The following is a 16,044-nucleotide window of genomic DNA, read 5'->3' as shown; positions in this document are numbered from 1 at the left end:
TACCCTTAAATGCCGTAACGCATGTTACGGCGTATTGTGTGTGAAATAACTCTTTGACGGGAAAAATAAAAATTAATTAGCAGCTTTTTTAATGGCTGCCACAGCAGCTTTAAGAACACCTAAACCATCAATCTTGCCGTACAGCCCCGAGTCGATCACTTCGACCGGTTTATTCGGTAACAGTCGTTGAATTTCGGGCAACATATAAGCAATTTGCGGTCCAAGTAAAACAACATCGGCTGTCTGACCTTTTTCGCCCGCCAGCGTCTCGGGGAACGCTTCGATCACCACAGGGACTTCATATTTTTCAGCCTGCGCACGCATCTTTGAGACCAGAAGCGAGGTTGACATGCCCGCTGAGCAGAACAGGTAGATATGTTTCTTTTCCATCGTGATTTCCCTCTTGTATGACTACCTGCCATCGCGCTATCACTCGACTCGCTGTCCCGGCAGACAGGTAGTTTGCGTACTGTTGTTTATCGTTGGAGTGAGTATACGCAATGGTACAGACAGGGGATAATTCTGGATAGACTAGAATTGTCTCTCATTGACCTGGCTTGTTGACTACCCTCACATTTCGGGCAAATAATTCGCGAAAAGAAATAAGATTTTCTGATGCATAAAAAAACCGGCCCCGGGGCCGGTTTGTTAACATCCTCAGGCAAGCAGGGTGACTACGCCTTAGGTGCCTGCGGATCGGTGTCGTATTCAGCACAGGTCTGATAGCCGGAGTTGATCACATGACCGGTATCATCCAGGGCGACGAAGTAGGTTTCTGCCTTACCATCACGTTGACCCAGGATATAGGTCTGGCAGGTCCCTTTCGCATGAATCATGGTGACTTCAGAAGAAGGTTTACCGGCAATCGCAGCCACCTGCGAACGGGTCATCCCCTTTTTAACGTCTTTTACTACGGGCTGCGTAAACTGATCCTTGGTGCGATCGTAAGCCGTACACCCTGCCAGCATAGTCAGTACCGCCGCTGCGCTAAGAATTCCTGCTACGTTCTTGTTCATATTCCGTCCTCTTGTTTATCAGCGTGTTATCTAAGCATGGGATAAAAAGTACTATTGTTCAACTTTGTACGTTACGCCAGACGAATTTCGGAAAATTCTAATAAAACAACGATAAGCTGCTAAATCGGCGCAAAATAGCGCACTCGAAACTGTGATCCTTGTCGTTTCTCGCCCAAAGGGTTAGTTTTAACAGTTAACACATTCTGTTTATGGAGAGCGTGATGACTCTGCAACAAGAGATTATCCAGGCGCTGGGTGCGAAGCCTGCGGTAGATGCAAATGAAGAGATCCGCCGCAGCGTGGATTTTTTAAAAGCGTATTTAAAGAAGAACTCTTTCCTGAAATCTCTGGTGCTGGGCATCAGCGGCGGCCAGGATTCAACGCTGACTGGCAAGCTCTGCCAGATGGCAATTTCAGAGCTTCGCGAAGAGACGGGCGATGAGACGCTGCAGTTTATCGCTGTGCGCCTTCCTTACGGCGTACAGGCAGACGAGCAGGATTGCCAGGATGCCATCGCCTTCATTCAGCCTGACCGCGTGCTGACCGTGAATATTAAAGGCTCGGTGCTGGCAAGCGAGCAGGCGTTACGCGAAGCGGGCATTGAGCTGAGCGATTTCGTTCGCGGCAATGAAAAGGCACGCGAGCGCATGAAAGCGCAGTACAGCATCGCCGGGATGACCAAAGGCGTCGTGGTCGGCACCGACCATGCGGCCGAAGCGATCACCGGGTTCTTCACCAAATATGGCGACGGCGGCACCGACATTAACCCGATCTTCCGCCTGAACAAGCGTCAGGGCAAGCAGCTGCTTGCCGCGCTGGGCTGCCCTGAGCATCTGTATAAGAAAGCACCGACAGCTGACCTTGAAGACGATCGCCCTTCCCTGCCGGATGAAGCGGCCCTTGGCGTCACCTACGACAACATTGATGATTATCTGGAAGGCAAAAAGCTGGATGAAGGCACTGCGAAGATCATCGAAGGCTGGTATCTGAAAACCGAGCACAAGCGTCGCCCACCGATTACGGTGTTTGACGACTTCTGGAAATAAAGGCAAAACGGTAACCCAGGTTACCGTTTTTTGTGTTTGCGCCCTCTCCCGTGGGAGAGGGTTGGGGTGAGGGCATCAGGCCGCACGTCCTGGCCGGGTAAGGCGTCGCCGCCACCCGGCTCTTTTTTAACCACCACACTCCTGCTACACTGTATACCTGAACAGTATATGGAGCAGTATGTGAGCAGGCGTCAATCCGCCCCGCGTCTTGAGTTTGAAGCGGCGGCTATCTACGAATATCCCGAGCACCTTCGCCCCTGGCTTGAAGCATTGCCTAAACAGCCGGGCGTGTACATCTTTCACGGCGAGAGCGACACCCTGCCGCTCTACATCGGCAAGAGCGTTAACATTCGCAGTCGGGTATTATCCCATCTGCGTACGCCGGACGAGGCCGCCATGCTGCGCCAGTCGCGACGCATTACCTGGTTCCAGACGGCGGGAGAAATGGGCGCGCTGTTGCTGGAGGCGCGGTTGATAAAAGAACAACAGCCGCTTTTCAACAAGCGCCTGCGCCGCAACCGTCAGCTCTGCTCCCTGCAGATCAACGAAGGCAAGCCACAGGTCGTCTACGCGCGCGACGTCGATTTTTCTCATGCCCCGAATCTCTACGGACTGTTCGCCAATAAACGTGCCGCACTTCAGGCGCTGCAGACGCTGGCGGACGAGCTCCAGCTTTGCTACAGCCTTTTGGGCCTGGAGGCGACCACGCGCGGACGCGCCTGTTTTCGATCCGCGCTGAAGCGCTGTGCCGGTGCCTGCTGTGGCAAAGAGAGCGTTGAGGCGCACCACGCACGGCTCCTCTCCGGTCTGGGGGCCATCAGCGTGAAGTGCTGGCCCTGGGAAAGCGCCGTTGCGCTCAAAGAAGTGGGTGACGCGATGACCCAGTACCACATCGTCAATAACTGGCTCTGGCTGGGCGCTGTAGACGATATCAACGACGCGGCAACCCTGCTGCGCACGCCCGCCGGATTTGACCACGATGGCTACAAAATTCTCTGTAAACCTGTGCTGGCCGGTAAGTTTGAGATCATTGAACTCAATGGCCTGGCAGCCACGTGATTTCGCTGAACAATAAGGTACCCTGAGCCTCCAGCAGACGCAGCGTATGGGTACCTTCCTCCCAGCTGGCGCCCTGATCGGCCGTCAGCAATTTATCACCCAGTTGCCACGCCCCGCTTAACACAAACACCACGCCCCCGCGTGTGCCAAAGGTGGTAAAGGTACGGTCAGCCACGCGCACCTTCGCCCGGCAGCAGTCGCGACGGGTCATGATGTTGAAGTCCATCGCCATCCGCCCATCGGACAGCAGCGCTTTCACCGGCAGGTCGCCGGCAAAACTATAGGGCTGATGGTACTTCAGGGTATGGAAGAACGCCTGACCGGCATCCAGCGTCACCTCCCCACCTTCCAGCAAGGTAATCACCCGATCGACGCCGGGGAAAGAGGAGAATTCGCCGTTGCTGGCGATAGTCGCGATACTGGCACGCCAGTGAAAATCACGCGTCGCGGGAGGGAAACAACAAATCTCACGCGTTTCACCCGCACCATTGCGCCACAGGCTGACCGGCATTTTACGGATATCAAAGAACTCCATCACCACTCCTGAATGGCACAACCCGTGCCAGGGCAAGGATATTGCTATCGTTGCTGTCTTGTTTGTTATCGTTAGGTATTCACAGACACAGTATCGGCAGCAGAGCGGGCAGGCCTTAGCGGAACGTTAATAAAAATGCTAACGCCATGACTCTACAAACATTCTCTGATGCGACTACAGGAGCATACCGCGCTGGCGGCGGCAGACAAGAGGGCAGGAAAGAAAAACCGCCGGTCCTGTCCACAGCGTTTTCGCTTTTGTGGACAGGATCCCGGCGGTCTTAAGAGAGTGAACCGATTATTCGGTTGGTGCTGGCATTTTACCTTCCATCGCCGGACGTTCTGTCAGACGCTTCTCAAAATTCGCATTAAATTGTTTTTTCTGTTCCGGGGTCAGAATGTTGTAGATCTTATTCTGGGTTTCCAGGTGAGCCAGCATGCGGGCTTTGTGCTGCTCGGCCATTTTGTCGATCTGCGCTTCGGCTTTCGCCTTGTCGAAGCTGTCGCTGGCGATGATGTCATGCATGGCACGACGCTCTTCCAGCGGCGGACGTTTCATCTGGTCGCGTTCGCTTTTCCGGATATCGCGGATCTGCTGTTTCTGCGCATCCGTCAGGTTGAGATCCTTAAACATCATCATCTCGTTGTGCATACCCGGGCCTTTATGATGCATCATCATTTTGCCTTCAGCAGGCGCGGCAGCGGTTGTGGTCGCAGTATCTGCGGCGAACGCCATGCTGGTAGCGCCCAGAGCCAGGGTAGAAGCAACAAACAGTGCAGTAAACTTACGCATAATTTATTTCCTTTCTTTCAGTTATTCTTCGGCGCTATGCCGTGTTGACGAGATTAACTTTACGGGGTTTATCGTCAATTAGTCAGAGCAACGGTAAAACAATGAAAGTGTAAAAAACAAATTTTCGCCAAATGTGGAGGAAATAAGGATAAAGCGTGGAGAGTTGCAACAAAAAATATTCAATGCGATGATTTTAAAGCGATTTGGAAAAAGTATAACGGAGTGAAGGTGAATAATAAAGCAATTCACCAGGAATATTCTGCAAAACACGTACAGGCGCTTTAATTGCTCAGAAAGGGTATTTTACTTCCCCTCCCGGATGAAGAGAGGGGAAAGGTTCAGGATATTTTTTCCAGCATCAGTCCGGCACGCAGGCCAAACGCCACGGTGGGATTAGGAAATAAAACATACTCGGTGGTTTTCTGCACCTCATAACGCTCCTCGCCATCCTCGGCCAGCAGCGCCCCTTTGCGGAACGGCGTGAAGTTCAGGGTATGCGCGGCCATATGGAGCAGGAAGGCATCGCTGCGGCGCGTGATCTGCTGTACGACCCGGTACCGCTCGACGGGCTGATGCGTAGGCTCGGGAGCCTTTCCTCCCAGCAGCGCCCGCAGGGCGAGATGCGTAGGCGCAAAGCGAGAGAGATCGTTTTGCCCAAACGGCAGCGCTTTCCCCAGCTCCAGCGTACAGGACAACGCACCAAAGTGTTCACAGGTGAAGTGCGTAAAGGTTCCGCCCGGCGACTGGTGAAACACCAGCGCCTCCAGCCCGGCGTCTCCCAGCCAGCTCAAAAAATCTTCCTCCCACGGCTGATTGCGCTGCGGCAACACCCCGAAGCGAACATGGTAGGACGCGCGGATGGCCGTATGCAGATCCAGATGCCAGCGCGCCGGTCCCGCAGCGGCAAAAAACGCGGTCACGACGTTCTCCAGCCACGCTGCCCGCGCCGTTTCGTCACTCTGCGGAAACTGCGACCAGCGGCCGCCGAACATGCGGTTAATGTCGCTCACCAGATACCGTTTGTTTTCCGCCAGCGCAGGCGGATTGCCGAGCACCACCAGCACGCGGCACGTCAGGGCAATCTCATTGCGATACAGCGCGCGCAGCAGCAGATCGACAATCTCAACCGGTGCCGTTTCATTCCCGTGAATGCCCGTTGAAAGCAGCAGCGACAGATCGCTTTTTGCTGTCGGTGTCAGCTCAAGCACCCCGCGCCCCAGCCATCGCCAGCGAAATGAGGGACCGTCCCCCTCTTTCTGTTCCGGCGTTTCATCGGCCAGGGTCAGCGCCAGTAAATTTTCCATATCCACTCCTTTAGCGCTGGAACGGATAAACCGATCCCAGTTGCAGGATTGTCGATAACGCGTCCAGCGCCTCGCGTCCTTCACGCAGAAGCTGCGGGTCAACCAGATCGGCCTGCGTTAGCCGGTCGCGATAGTAGCGATCGACCCAGTCATTCAGGCGCGCAAAGAGCGTATCGTTCATCATGACCGCCGGATTAACCGCCTGCATTTCGTCCTGAGTCAAGACCACGCGCAGACGTAAACAGGCTGGACCACCGCCGTTGGCCATACTTTCACGCAGGTCAAACACGCGCAGTTCGTCAATCGGGTTATCGGCCTTTACCAGCTCGGTCAGGTAGCGCCACACGCCCTGATGATCCCGGGACTCCTGCGGCAGAACCAGCATCATGCTGCCGTCATCGCGGCTCAGCAGCTGGCTATTGAACAGATACGTTTCGACCGCGTCCTGCACGCTTACCGCCGCCGTTGGCACCTGAATGGGCGTAAAGCCGCGTACGCGCTCATGCAGCGTGGCGAGCAGCTTTTCCTGATGGGCGAACGCCTGCTCGTGACAGAACAGCACCTGGCGGTTGGAAACGGCAATCACGTCGTTGTGGAACACGCCCTGGTCGATCACATGCGGGTTCTGCTGGGCGAAAATCACCTGGGAAGGATTGACCTGGTTCAGGCGGGCAACGGCCTGGCTCGCCGCCAGCGTCTGACGTGCAGGATAACGGGTTGGCGCGGCGTGGCCCCCCTCTTCGCGCCCGTAAATAAACAGCTGCAGACCCGGCTCGCCGTAATCGCCCCCCAGGCGGTTATGGTTGGCCGCGCCTTCGTCGCCAAACATCGCCACCTGCGGCAGGGCCTGATGCACCTCGAAATGGGCTGTCTGACTGAAAATGGCGCGCAGCACGCGCTCGGTGGTTTCCGCTTCGGTGGCGCGGTGGAACTTGTTATTCAGGTTAGCCACCGTCAGATGGACTTTGCCATCCAGCGTATCGGCGGACGGCGCGACAGTTGCCGCGTTGGCGACCCACATCGAAGAGGCCGAGCTTGCCGCCGAGAGCAGATGCGGTGTCTGCGTCCCCGCTTTTTCGACCACCTGCTCATCGGTACCGCTAAAGCCGAGCTGACGCAGCACCGCCACGTTCGGACGCTCCTGCGGCGGGATCACCGCCTGCGGGAAACCGGCATCCGCCAGCGCTTTCATCTTCAGCAGCCCCTGCTTCGCCGCCAGCTTCGGGTTGGAAACCTGAAAACGGTGCTTCGTGGAGGCTTCATTACCAAAAGAGAGACCGGCGTAGTGGTGGGTCAGCCCCACCAGCCCGTCAAAGTTGACTTCACGCGCTTTCATGACGATCCCCTCCGGTAAAGTCCAGCCCCGGATTAAGCGTCTCCGGCAGCGTCAGCGCCGGGGTTTCCAGGCTCGCCATCGGCCAGGCACAGTAATCGGCGGCATACCACGCGCTGGCGCGATGGTTGCCCGATGCGCCCACGCCGCCAAACGGCGCGGTGCTTGCGGCCCCGGTCAGCGGTTTATTCCAGTTAACAATCCCGGCGCGCGCTTCCAGCAGCAGTTGTTCAAACTTCTCGCGATGCGGCGAAATCAGACCGCTCGACAGGCCGTAGCGGGTGTTATTGGCCATCGCAATCGCCGCATCAAAATCGTCGTAGCGCCAGACGCACAGCAGCGGGCCAAAGACCTCTTCATCCGGCACGTTGCTCGCGCCGCTCATCTCAACGATGCCCGGCGTCAGCAGCGAGGTACCCGGCTGAGCCTGCTTCGGTTCGAGCAAGGTTTTCGCGCCGCGCGCGACGTGGTCCTGCCAGGCCTTCAGCACGTTCAGCGCGGCCTGTTCGGAAATCAGCCCGCCGATAAACGGCTGCGGATCGGCATCCCACGCGGCTGGCACCAGGCGCGCGCTTACCTCTATCAGACGCTTCAGGAAAGCATCACCCTGCGCGCCTCTTTTTACCAGCAGGCGGCGGGCGCAGGTGCAGCGCTGTCCGGCGGTAATAAAGGCGGACTGAATCGTCAGGTGCACCGCGGCGTCAATATCATCCGGGTCTTCCACAATCAGCGGGTTGTTGCCCCCCATCTCCAGCGCCAGAATTTTTTCCGGCTGCCCCGCCAGCTGGCGGTGCAGCTGATAGCCCGTCCCGGCGCTGCCGGTAAACAGCAGGCCGTCGATATCGCTCAGCGCGCTCAGCGCCTGGCCGGTTTCACGTCCGCCCTGCACCAGGTTCAGCACGCCCGGCGGCAGGCCAGCCTGTTCCCACAGCTTAACCACCGCCTCGCCGGTGAAGGGCGTGAGCTCGCTCGGTTTAAAGATGACGGTATTGCCCGCCAGCAGCGCGGGCACAATGTGGCCATTCGGCAGATGCCCCGGGAAGTTGTACGGCCCAAACACCGCCAGCACGCCGTGCGGACGGTGGCGCAGCGTGGCCGCGCCGTCCGGCATCTCGGTGTGCTGTTCGCCGGTACGGGTGTGGTAAGCCTTCACCGAAATGGCGATTTTGTTGATCATGGCCGTCACTTCGGTTGCCGCTTCCCAGCGCGGTTTACTGGTTTCAGACGCGATGATGCGCGTCAGCTCGGCCTTGTTTGCCTCCAGCAGCCCGGCAAACTTTTCAACAAGCGCCTGGCGCACGGCGAAAGGCTGTTTTGCCCACGCCGGGAACGCGCGGCGAGCGGCATGGCAGGCTTGTTCCACCTGTGCGGCGCTGGCGTCGTTCCCCTTCCAGAGCACCTCTTTTCCTACCGGATTGGTCTTTACGCGCTGTTCGCCTTCGCCCGTGACCCAGTCACCGTTAATCCATAATGTCATGCTGTTTTCTCCTCAGGGCAGAGACGCACCAGGCGAACCTTATCGCCGGCGTTACATTTCAGGGCATCCAGTTCTGCAGCCGTCAGCACCAGACGTTCACATTTCGGGTTGGTCCGCACCAGCATGGCGCGGAAGTTGGCATAATTTTCGTTCGCCACCAGGCACGCCGGCCAGTCGCCAGGCGCGGGCTGGCCTTCAGAAACCTCAACCAGCCGGCTCTTACGGATCGCGCGCACGCGGTCGATATCGCACTCAAGCGTAGGCCCACCGTCAAAGATGTCGACATAGTTGCGGTAGCGGAACCCCTCTTTCTCCAGCACCGCGCGGGCGGGTGCGGTTTGCGGATGCACTTCGCCGATCACCGCCTGCGCTTCCGGGCTGAGGAAATGGGTATAGATAGGATGCTTCGGCATCAGTTCGGCAATAAAGGCTTTCTGGCCGGTGCCGCAGAGATAGTCTGCCCGGCTGAACTCCATCGAGAAGAAGCGCTCGCCCAGGCTCTCCCAGAACGGCGAGTAGCCGGTGTCGTCGATCACTCCGCGCATCTCCGCGACCACTTTTTCGTTAAAGCGATCGCGGAAGGCGGCCATAAACATAAAGCGCGATTTGGAGAGCAGATAGCCGTTGCCCTCTTTGCGCCACGCCGGATCGAGGAACAGCGTGCAAAGCTCGCTGGCGCCCGTGTGGTCATTGCAGAGAAACAGCGTGGGCAGCGCGTTATAGACGTTCAGCTCTTTCGAGGCGTGAACCATGGTACCCACGCGGTAGTTGTACCACGGGTCGTTCAGCCCGACGGCCACTTCAATGGCGCAGATCCCAGCCACAGTTCCCGTGTCGGTGTCTTCCAGCACGAACACATACCCCTGTTCGCTTTTTGGCAACGTCCCCTGCCAGGTTTGCAGGGCGCGCTCAATGCGCGCCGACAGCGTTTTTTCATCGGCAGGAAGCGAGGTCAGCCCGCCTCCCGTCTTACCGGCAAGCTGCATGAGCCCGGCGAGATCGCCGCGCTCAACGGGACGGATGACCATCATGATGACACCCCGGATTTCACTTTTTCACACGCCAGCGCAAAGCGGTCCAGACCGGTTTGCACCTCTTCCTCGCTGACAATCAGCGCAGGAGCAAAACGCACGACATTAGCACCGGCAATCAGCACCATCACGCCTACTTTTGCCGCTTCCTGTGAAATAAGTTTAGCTTTTCCGGCAAACTCAGCGGTGAGCTCGCAGCCGATTAACAGCCCCAGACCACGGATCTCTTTAAACAGGCCAACCTTGCTGTTGATGGCATTCAGGCGCTCAACAAACCAGTCGTGGCGCTGCTTAACGCCCTTCAGCACCTCAGGGGTGTTAATGATGTCGAGTACCTGTCCGGCGACGGCGGTGGCCAGCGGGTTGCCGCCGTAGGTGGTGCCGTGGGTGCCGACGGTCATCACGCTGGCGAATTTATCGGTGGTCAGCGTCGCGCCAATCGGGAAGCCGCCGCCCAGCGCTTTGGCGGTCGACAGCACGTCCGGCGTCACGCCGTAGTGCATATAGGCATACAGCTCGCCGGTACGGCCCACGCCGGTCTGCACTTCGTCGAAAATCAGCACCGCGTTGTGACGATCGCACAGCTCGCGCAGCCCCTGCAGGAACGCTTTTTGCGCCGGAAGCACGCCGCCCTCGCCCTGCATCGGCTCGACGATCACCGCGCAGGTGGTGTCGTTAATCAGCTCGCTGGCGGACTGCAGATCGTTATAAATACCGTGACGAATATCCGGCGGCAGCGGCGCGAAATCCTGCGAGTAGGAGGGCTGCCCGCCTGCGCTGACGGTAAAGAGCGTGCGTCCGTGGAAGGCATTTTTGAACGCCACGATACCGCTCTTGTGGGTTCCAAATTTATCGTGAGCATATTTGCGTGCCAGCTTCAACGCTGCCTCGTTGGCTTCCGCCCCCGAGTTACAGAAAAAGACCTTCTCCGCAAACGTCGCGTCGATCAGTTTTTTGGCCAGGCGCAGCGCGGGCTCGTTGGTGAAGCCGTTGCCGGTATGCCAGAACTTCGCCGCCTGATCGTTCAGCGCCTGACGCAGCGCCGGGTGCGCATGACCCAGCGCGTTCACCGCAATCCCACCTGCAAAGTCGATATACTCTTTACCCTGCTGATCCCACAGGCGCGAGCCTTCCCCACGAACCGGAATAAAAGCCGCCGGAGCGTAAACCGGCATCATCCATTCATCGAAATTTTCACGCGTAATTGACAGAGACATAGCGACCTCATCCGGTAAATAAAAGGTTATTTGAATGTTAAATAATTGAGTGTTTGCACTGTGAATGTAGATTGCAGCCTTCGTGCCAGCCAGCGATAAAAATGCATAAACGGGTTGAGGTAACAGAATATCAATGAGTTACAATATGGAGTTATTCACTATTAGTGCATAAAAAGTGAATATTTTTACGACAAGCGGCGCTTTGCCGCATGAAAATCAGAAAGAGTATGCACAGGCCAAATATAATTCTGGAATTGTGATCGCTCGCGAAATTTATCGACCATTTACGCCCTGTTTGAGGGCGAAGCGCGTCAGAATGGTGCAAATATTGCACCACCGGCATTATCTGTTGCAGTTATTGGTCGAAGCCGGTAACAGTTGACGCAAATTCTGCTACCATCCTTGCACTATTCACCTTGCACTGGCAGCGACTATGAAATTTGTCTCTTTTAATATCAACGGCCTGCGTGCCCGCCCTCATCAGCTTGAAGCTATCGTTGAGCAACATCAGCCAGATGTGATCGGCCTGCAGGAGACAAAGGTTCACGACGACATGTTCCCCCTCGAAGAGGTGGCGAAACTCGGCTACAACGTCTTTTATCATGGCCAGAAAGGTCACTATGGCGTCGCGCTGCTCACCAAAGCGCCGCCGGTTTCCGTGCGTCGCGGCTTCCCGGGCGACGGTGAAGAAGCGCAGCGTCGTATTATCATGGCGGAAGTCCCTTCTGCGATCGGGAATATCACGGTCATCAACGGCTATTTCCCGCAGGGTGAGAGCCGTGACCATGAAACCAAATTCCCGGCGAAAGCGAAGTTTTATCAGGATCTGCAGGACTACCTGACCACCGAACTCAAAAAAGAGAATCCGGTGCTGATCATGGGCGACATGAATATCAGCCCGACGGATCTCGATATCGGCATTGGCGAAGAGAACCGCAAACGCTGGCTACGCACCGGCAAATGCTCCTTCCTGCCGGAAGAGCGTGAGTGGATGGAGCGCCTGCTGGGCTGGGGCCTGGTGGATACCTTCCGCAATGCCAACCCGGAAACGCAGGATCGCTTCTCCTGGTTTGACTATCGCTCTAAAGGCTTTGACGACAACCGCGGCCTGCGTATCGATCTTCTGCTCGCCAGTACACCGCTGGCCGAGCGCTGCATCGAAACCGGGATCGACTACGACATCCGCAGCATGGAAAAACCATCTGACCACGCGCCAGTGTGGGCTAAATTCAAGCTGTAATGACGCGTGAACATTCCAAAAACACTCTTCCTGTGCGCCCTTCTGGGCGCATTTATGTTGACGTTTGTCATGCTTCCCCCGGGCCCCCTCTCCCTGGAAGGGATTAAAACGCACCACCAGGCGTTACTCGCCTATGTCGACCACGCGCCGCTGCGCAGCGCGCTGATCTTCTTTGCGGTCTATGTGGCGGTCTCCGCCCTCTCGATACCCGGCGCGGCGGTCCTGACCCTGCTGGGCGGGGCATTGTTTAGCCTGTGGGAAGGCACCGTGCTGGTCTCCTTTGCCTCCACACTCGGGGCCACGCTGGCGATGCTCGCCAGCCGCTATTTTTTGCGCGACTGGGTGCAACGGCGGTTTGCCCGGCAGATGAGTACGGTGAATACCGGCATGGCACGCGACGGCGCGAACTTTCTTTTTGCCCTGCGCCTGATGCCGCTGTTCCCGTTTTTTCTGGTGAATTTGCTGATGGGGCTAACCCGGATTGGGGTATTTCGCTACTGGTGGGTGAGCCAGGTCGCCATGCTGCCCGCCACGATTATCTTTCTGAACGCCGGGCGCGCGCTGGGAAAAGTGACCTCGCTGCGCGATATTTTGTCGCCGGGCATGGTATTCGCCTTTACACTACTGGGGTTATTACCGCTGGTCACCCGCCGGCTGTTTTCCCGTTTTCTCCCGTCTGCTAAAAAGTGAGGCATTATGCGCCGTGTGCGTTTTTGCACGTTTCTGACCGGTCTGCTGCTGGCAGCCCCCCTATTTGCCGCCGACGGCTGGCAGGCCATTCAGTATCAGGCTAAAGGCCAGACCGTCTGGTTTAACGCCTGGGGCGGCGATCCGGCGGTCAACCGCTATCTGGAGTGGGTCAGCGGTGAGATGCAAACGCACTATGCCATTACCCTTAAAATTGTCCCGCTGGCGGATGCCGCCGACGCGGTAAAACGTATTCAGACCGAAGCCGCCGCGGGGCGTAAGACCAACGGCTCCGTCGACCTGCTGTGGGTTAACGGCGAGAACTTCCGCACGCTGAAAGAGGCAAACCTGCTGCAGACCGGATGGGCGCAGACGTTGCCCAACTGGCGCTATGTCGATACCCGCAAACCGGTTACGGAGGATTTTGCGATTCCCACAGACGGCGCGGAATCGCCGTGGGGAGGCGCGCAGCTGACCTTTATCGCCCGCAAGGCCAGCATGCCGACGCCGCCTGTGGATCCTCAGGCGCTGCTGGCTTACGCGCAGCAGCACCCCGGCAAGATCAGCTATCCTCGCCCGCCAGATTTTACCGGCACGGCATTTCTTGAGCAGCTGCTGCTGACGCTGACCGCTCACCCGGACGCGCTGCAAAAGGCCCCCGATAGCACCTTTGCCGAGGTGACGGCGCCGCTCTGGGATTATCTGGACAAACTCCACCCGCTGCTGTGGCGCGAAGGGAAAGATTTCCCCCCTTCTCCTGCACGGATGGATGCCCTGCTTGCCAGCGGCAGCCTGAACCTGTCCCTGACCTTTAACCCCGCACATGCGCAGCAAAAAGTGGCGAGCGGCGAACTTCCCGCCGACAGCTACAGCTTTGGTTTCCACGGCGGAACGATTGGCAACGTCCATTTTGTGGCGATTCCGGCCAATGCCAGCGCCAGCGCAGGGGCGAAAGTGGTCGCCAATTTCCTGCTTTCACCGCAGGCGCAGATCCGCAAAGCTGACCCGGCCATCTGGGGCGATCCGAGCGTGCTGGATGCCAAAACGCTGCCTGAAGGTGAAGCCAAACAGCTGCTGGCCCACACGCCGCAGGGGCTGCCGAAGGTGCTTGCAGAGCCCCAGTCCGACTGGGTGAATGCGCTGGAGCAGGAATGGCTGCGTCGTTACGGCACCCGCTGAGCGGGCTTGTCTGGCTGGCGATGGCGGTAATTTATCTGCCGCTCCTGCCCGCCGGCGCCATGCTGCTTGCCCCAGCGTTTTCGGTGACAAACTGGCAGCGGCTGCTGAACGATCCGCAGCTGCCTCAGGCAACCATTGCCACGCTGGTCTCAACGCTCATCGCCACGCTGGGGGCGTTGCTGATTGCCCTTCTCCTCGTCAGCCTTGTCTGGCCCGGGAAACGCTGGCGACGTCTCACAACCCGCCTGCCGTGGCTGCTGGCGATCCCCCATGTGGCGTTCGCCACCGGCGCATTACTGCTGTTTGCCGAGGGCGGTCTGTTTTATCAGGTCTGCACCGTCTGTTCCCCACCGTTTGACCGCTACGGCGCCGGGCTGGGGCTGACGCTCGCGGTCAAAGAGAGCGCCTTTGTCCTGTGGGCGATTTACGCCGTGCTGCCGGAAAAACGACTCGCGCAGCAGAAAATCGTCCTGCAGACATTCGGCTACGGCCGTTTTCAGACGCTCAGTTGGCTGATCCTTCCGGCTATCGCCCCTGTCCTCGGGGCAGTAATGCTGGCGGTGCTGGCGTGGTCGCTGTCGGTCGTCGATGTGGCGATCGTTCTCGGGCCGGGCAACCCGCCTACCCTGGCCGTGCTGGCCTGGCAGTGGTTAAGCCAGGGCGACGCGCAGCAGCAGGCAAAAGGGACGCTGCTGTGCCTGCTTCTCCTTCTGCTGCTGGCCGCGCTTGCCGCTCTGGGATACGGACTCTGGAAGGCATGGGTTCGCACGCTTGCGGACTTCAGCGGAACGCGTCCCCGGTCGCAGCTCGCCCTGCCTGAGCGGGCACTGAGCGGGTTCCTGCCCGCGTGCGGCGTGCTGTGCGCCGCGGTGCTGCTGATGCTGACGCAACGGGAAGACGTTGGCCCGGTGGGGACCAGCCTGTCCTTCGGTCTGCTGTCAGCCCTGATCGCCCTGGTCGTCGGCTTACTCTGGCTGGAATGGGGTCCGCAGCGCGGCGCGCTGTGGGTATGGTTACCGCTCGCCCTTCCGGCCCTCCCGCTCGTCACCGGCCAGTATGCGATTGCATTGCACCTGGGCGTCGACGGGCACTACGCCGCCGTGCTCTGGAGCCACCTCCTGTGGGTATTGCCGTGGACGCTGCTGGTGCTGCAACCCGCCTGGCGCAGGATCGATCCCCGTCTGCTCCTCACCGCCAGAACCCTCGGCTGGCGACGGGCCAAAGTCTTCTGCCTGGTGAAATGCCCCCTGCTGGTGCGCCCTGCGCTATTGGCCTTTGCCACCGGCTTTTCCGTCAGCATGGCGCAATACATGCCAACGCTGTGGCTGGGCGCGGGGCGTTTCGCCACGCTGACCACCGAAACCGTCGCGCTCAGCAGCGGGGGCAGCATCCCGATTCTCGCTAACCGGGCGCTGGGATTACTGCTGGTCACGGGCACGGTATTTGGTCTTGCCGCCCTGCTATCCCGGCTCGTGGGCCGCTACCGACAAGGGTTACGTTAATGCTGAAGGTAAAAAATCTCACCATCGAACCGCTTTTCCGCGAGGTCAGTTTTTGCGTGCCCCGCGGGGAGATCGTCACCCTGATGGGGCCGTCCGGCAGCGGAAAGTCGACCCTTTTTGCCTGGATGGTCGGCGCGCTGTCAGACGATTTCCAGGCGCGGGGCGAACTGTGGCTCGACGCGCGTCGCTGCGACGCGCTTCCCGTGGAGTCCCGCGGGCTGGGTATTCTCTTTCAGGACGCGCTGCTGTTCGATCAGTTTAGCGTCGGGCAAAATTTGCTGCTGGCGCTGCCTGAGCGCATCACCGGACGCGCGCGGCGGGAGGCGGTCGCGCAGGCGCTGGATTCCGCCGAGCTGAGCGGCCATTACGCCAGCGATCCAGCCACCCTCTCCGGCGGGGAGCGAGCCCGGGTCAGCCTGCTGCGGGCCCTGCTCGCGGAGCCGCAGGCGCTGCTGCTGGATGAGCCGTTCAGCCGCCTCGATAAAGCGTTACGGGCCTCATTTCGGGCATGGGTGTTTGACGCCGTCCGCGCGCGCAATATTCCGGTGGTGCTGGTCACGCACGATGAGGACGATATTCCACCCGGCGGCGAGCTGATTGAGATTTCTCGCTGGCAATAATGTGCT

The 16,044-nt window shown here is 58.6% G+C and carries 16 protein-coding genes; 7 read left to right on the top strand and 9 right to left on the bottom strand.

Annotation, left to right across the window (positions count from 1 at the left end):
• Positions 1–72: 72 nt before the first annotated feature.
• On the bottom strand, positions 73–390 hold the full coding sequence (gene chbB / locus ACMGGQ_RS06980; RefSeq protein WP_008500676.1) for a PTS N,N'-diacetylchitobiose transporter subunit IIB: 318 nt from the start codon (positions 388–390) through the stop codon (positions 73–75).
• A gap of 284 nt (positions 391–674) precedes the next feature.
• On the bottom strand, positions 675–1,016 hold the full coding sequence (gene osmE / locus ACMGGQ_RS06975; protein ID WP_008500677.1) for an osmotically-inducible lipoprotein OsmE: 342 nt from the start codon (positions 1,014–1,016) through the stop codon (positions 675–677).
• A gap of 221 nt (positions 1,017–1,237) precedes the next feature.
• Here osmE and nadE point away from each other — a divergent pair, with 221 nt between their 5' ends.
• Positions 1,238–2,062 (top strand): ammonia-dependent NAD(+) synthetase, encoded by an 825-nt coding sequence (gene nadE / locus ACMGGQ_RS06970; RefSeq protein WP_023292679.1) that lies wholly within the window; start codon positions 1,238–1,240, stop codon positions 2,060–2,062.
• Between the two features lie 180 nt (positions 2,063–2,242).
• Positions 2,243–3,121 carry an excinuclease Cho gene (gene cho / locus ACMGGQ_RS06965; RefSeq protein WP_045910612.1) on the top strand — a complete coding sequence of 293 codons (879 nt, stop codon included), beginning with the start codon at positions 2,243–2,245 and terminating at the stop codon, positions 3,119–3,121.
• Here the strand turns inward: cho and ves are convergent.
• The 7 genes from ves to astC all read right to left on the bottom strand — a co-directional run bounded on the left by ves (position 3,099) and on the right by astC (position 10,810).
• Entirely contained in the window at positions 3,099–3,656 is a 558-nt protein-coding gene (ves, locus tag ACMGGQ_RS06960) for an environmental stress-induced protein Ves (protein WP_420289755.1), read from the bottom strand. The two genes, cho and ves, sit on opposite strands and share 23 nt — an antisense overlap.
• 297 nt (positions 3,657–3,953) lie before the next feature.
• Positions 3,954–4,448, bottom strand: coding sequence for an ATP-independent periplasmic protein-refolding chaperone Spy (gene spy / locus ACMGGQ_RS06955; RefSeq protein ID WP_008500682.1), 495 nt, complete (start codon positions 4,446–4,448; stop codon positions 3,954–3,956).
• 338 nt (positions 4,449–4,786) lie between these two features.
• The gene (astE, locus tag ACMGGQ_RS06950; protein WP_045910254.1) at positions 4,787–5,752 is read right to left on the bottom strand and encodes a succinylglutamate desuccinylase; all 966 of its coding nucleotides are present in this window, start codon (positions 5,750–5,752) and stop codon (positions 4,787–4,789) included.
• Between the two features lie 10 nt (positions 5,753–5,762).
• On the bottom strand, positions 5,763–7,088 hold the full coding sequence (gene astB, locus ACMGGQ_RS06945; protein WP_420289754.1) for an N-succinylarginine dihydrolase: 1,326 nt from the start codon (positions 7,086–7,088) through the stop codon (positions 5,763–5,765).
• Positions 7,075–8,562 carry a succinylglutamate-semialdehyde dehydrogenase gene (gene astD, locus ACMGGQ_RS06940; protein WP_417929026.1) on the bottom strand — a complete coding sequence of 496 codons (1,488 nt, stop codon included), beginning with the start codon at positions 8,560–8,562 and terminating at the stop codon, positions 7,075–7,077. Before astD ends, astB begins: the two co-directional genes overlap by 14 nt.
• Complete coding sequence (astA, locus tag ACMGGQ_RS06935) at positions 8,559–9,593, bottom strand: arginine N-succinyltransferase (RefSeq protein WP_008500686.1); 1,035 nt, start codon at positions 9,591–9,593, stop codon at positions 8,559–8,561. Before astA ends, astD begins: the two co-directional genes overlap by 4 nt.
• Positions 9,590–10,810, bottom strand: coding sequence for an aspartate aminotransferase family protein (gene astC / locus ACMGGQ_RS06930; protein ID WP_045910251.1), 1,221 nt, complete (start codon positions 10,808–10,810; stop codon positions 9,590–9,592). Before astC ends, astA begins: the two co-directional genes overlap by 4 nt.
• A 433-nt stretch (positions 10,811–11,243) precedes the next feature.
• On the opposite strand from astC, the gene xthA reads away from it, so the two are divergent.
• Genes xthA through ACMGGQ_RS06905 form a run of 5 tightly spaced genes read left to right on the top strand, consistent with a single transcriptional unit; the run spans position 11,244 to position 16,038 of the window.
• Positions 11,244–12,050, top strand: coding sequence for an exodeoxyribonuclease III (gene xthA, locus ACMGGQ_RS06925; RefSeq protein WP_032667291.1), 807 nt, complete (start codon positions 11,244–11,246; stop codon positions 12,048–12,050).
• A gap of 6 nt (positions 12,051–12,056) precedes the next feature.
• Positions 12,057–12,740, top strand: coding sequence for a TVP38/TMEM64 family protein (locus tag ACMGGQ_RS06920; protein WP_234082257.1), 684 nt, complete (start codon positions 12,057–12,059; stop codon positions 12,738–12,740).
• A 15-nt stretch (positions 12,741–12,755) separates the two neighbouring features.
• Positions 12,756–13,916 (top strand): ABC transporter substrate-binding protein, encoded by a 1,161-nt coding sequence (locus ACMGGQ_RS06915; protein WP_420290559.1) that lies wholly within the window; start codon positions 12,756–12,758, stop codon positions 13,914–13,916.
• A complete protein-coding gene (locus ACMGGQ_RS06910) occupies positions 13,889–15,418 on the top strand; it encodes a thiamine ABC transporter permease (protein WP_420289753.1) in 1,530 nt (509 codons plus the stop codon). The genes ACMGGQ_RS06915 and ACMGGQ_RS06910 overlap by 28 nt, the downstream gene beginning before the upstream one ends.
• Entirely contained in the window at positions 15,418–16,038 is a 621-nt protein-coding gene (locus ACMGGQ_RS06905) for an ATP-binding cassette domain-containing protein (protein ID WP_234082251.1), read from the top strand. Before ACMGGQ_RS06910 ends, ACMGGQ_RS06905 begins: the two co-directional genes overlap by 1 nt.
• Positions 16,039–16,044 lie beyond the last annotated feature (6 nt).

The sequence above is a fragment of the Enterobacter sp. BNK-13 genome (assembly GCF_048685015.1).
GTDB classification, from domain to species: domain Bacteria; phylum Pseudomonadota; class Gammaproteobacteria; order Enterobacterales; family Enterobacteriaceae; genus Enterobacter; species Enterobacter quasiroggenkampii.
This window is presented reverse-complemented; position numbering and strand designations above follow the sequence as displayed.

Coding starts and splice junctions, on each gene's coding strand:
- nadE (WP_023292679.1), top strand. CDS start 1,238: ATGACTCTGCAACAAGAGATTATCCAGGCGCTGGGTGCGAAGCCTGCG.
- ACMGGQ_RS06905 (WP_234082251.1), top strand. CDS start 15,418: ATGCTGAAGGTAAAAAATCTCACCATCGAACCGCTTTTCCGCGAGGTC.
- osmE (WP_008500677.1), bottom strand. CDS start 1,016: ATGAACAAGAACGTAGCAGGAATTCTTAGCGCAGCGGCGGTACTGACT.
- ACMGGQ_RS06910 (WP_420289753.1), top strand. CDS start 13,889: ATGGCTGCGTCGTTACGGCACCCGCTGAGCGGGCTTGTCTGGCTGGCG.
- astA (WP_008500686.1), bottom strand. CDS start 9,593: ATGATGGTCATCCGTCCCGTTGAGCGCGGCGATCTCGCCGGGCTCATG.
- spy (WP_008500682.1), bottom strand. CDS start 4,448: ATGCGTAAGTTTACTGCACTGTTTGTTGCTTCTACCCTGGCTCTGGGC.
- ves (WP_420289755.1), bottom strand. CDS start 3,656: ATGGAGTTCTTTGATATCCGTAAAATGCCGGTCAGCCTGTGGCGCAAT.
- astE (WP_045910254.1), bottom strand. CDS start 5,752: ATGGAAAATTTACTGGCGCTGACCCTGGCCGATGAAACGCCGGAACAG.
- astD (WP_417929026.1), bottom strand. CDS start 8,562: ATGACATTATGGATTAACGGTGACTGGGTCACGGGCGAAGGCGAACAG.
- xthA (WP_032667291.1), top strand. CDS start 11,244: ATGAAATTTGTCTCTTTTAATATCAACGGCCTGCGTGCCCGCCCTCAT.
- chbB (WP_008500676.1), bottom strand. CDS start 390: ATGGAAAAGAAACATATCTACCTGTTCTGCTCAGCGGGCATGTCAACC.
- astB (WP_420289754.1), bottom strand. CDS start 7,088: ATGAAAGCGCGTGAAGTCAACTTTGACGGGCTGGTGGGGCTGACCCAC.
- astC (WP_045910251.1), bottom strand. CDS start 10,810: ATGTCTCTGTCAATTACGCGTGAAAATTTCGATGAATGGATGATGCCG.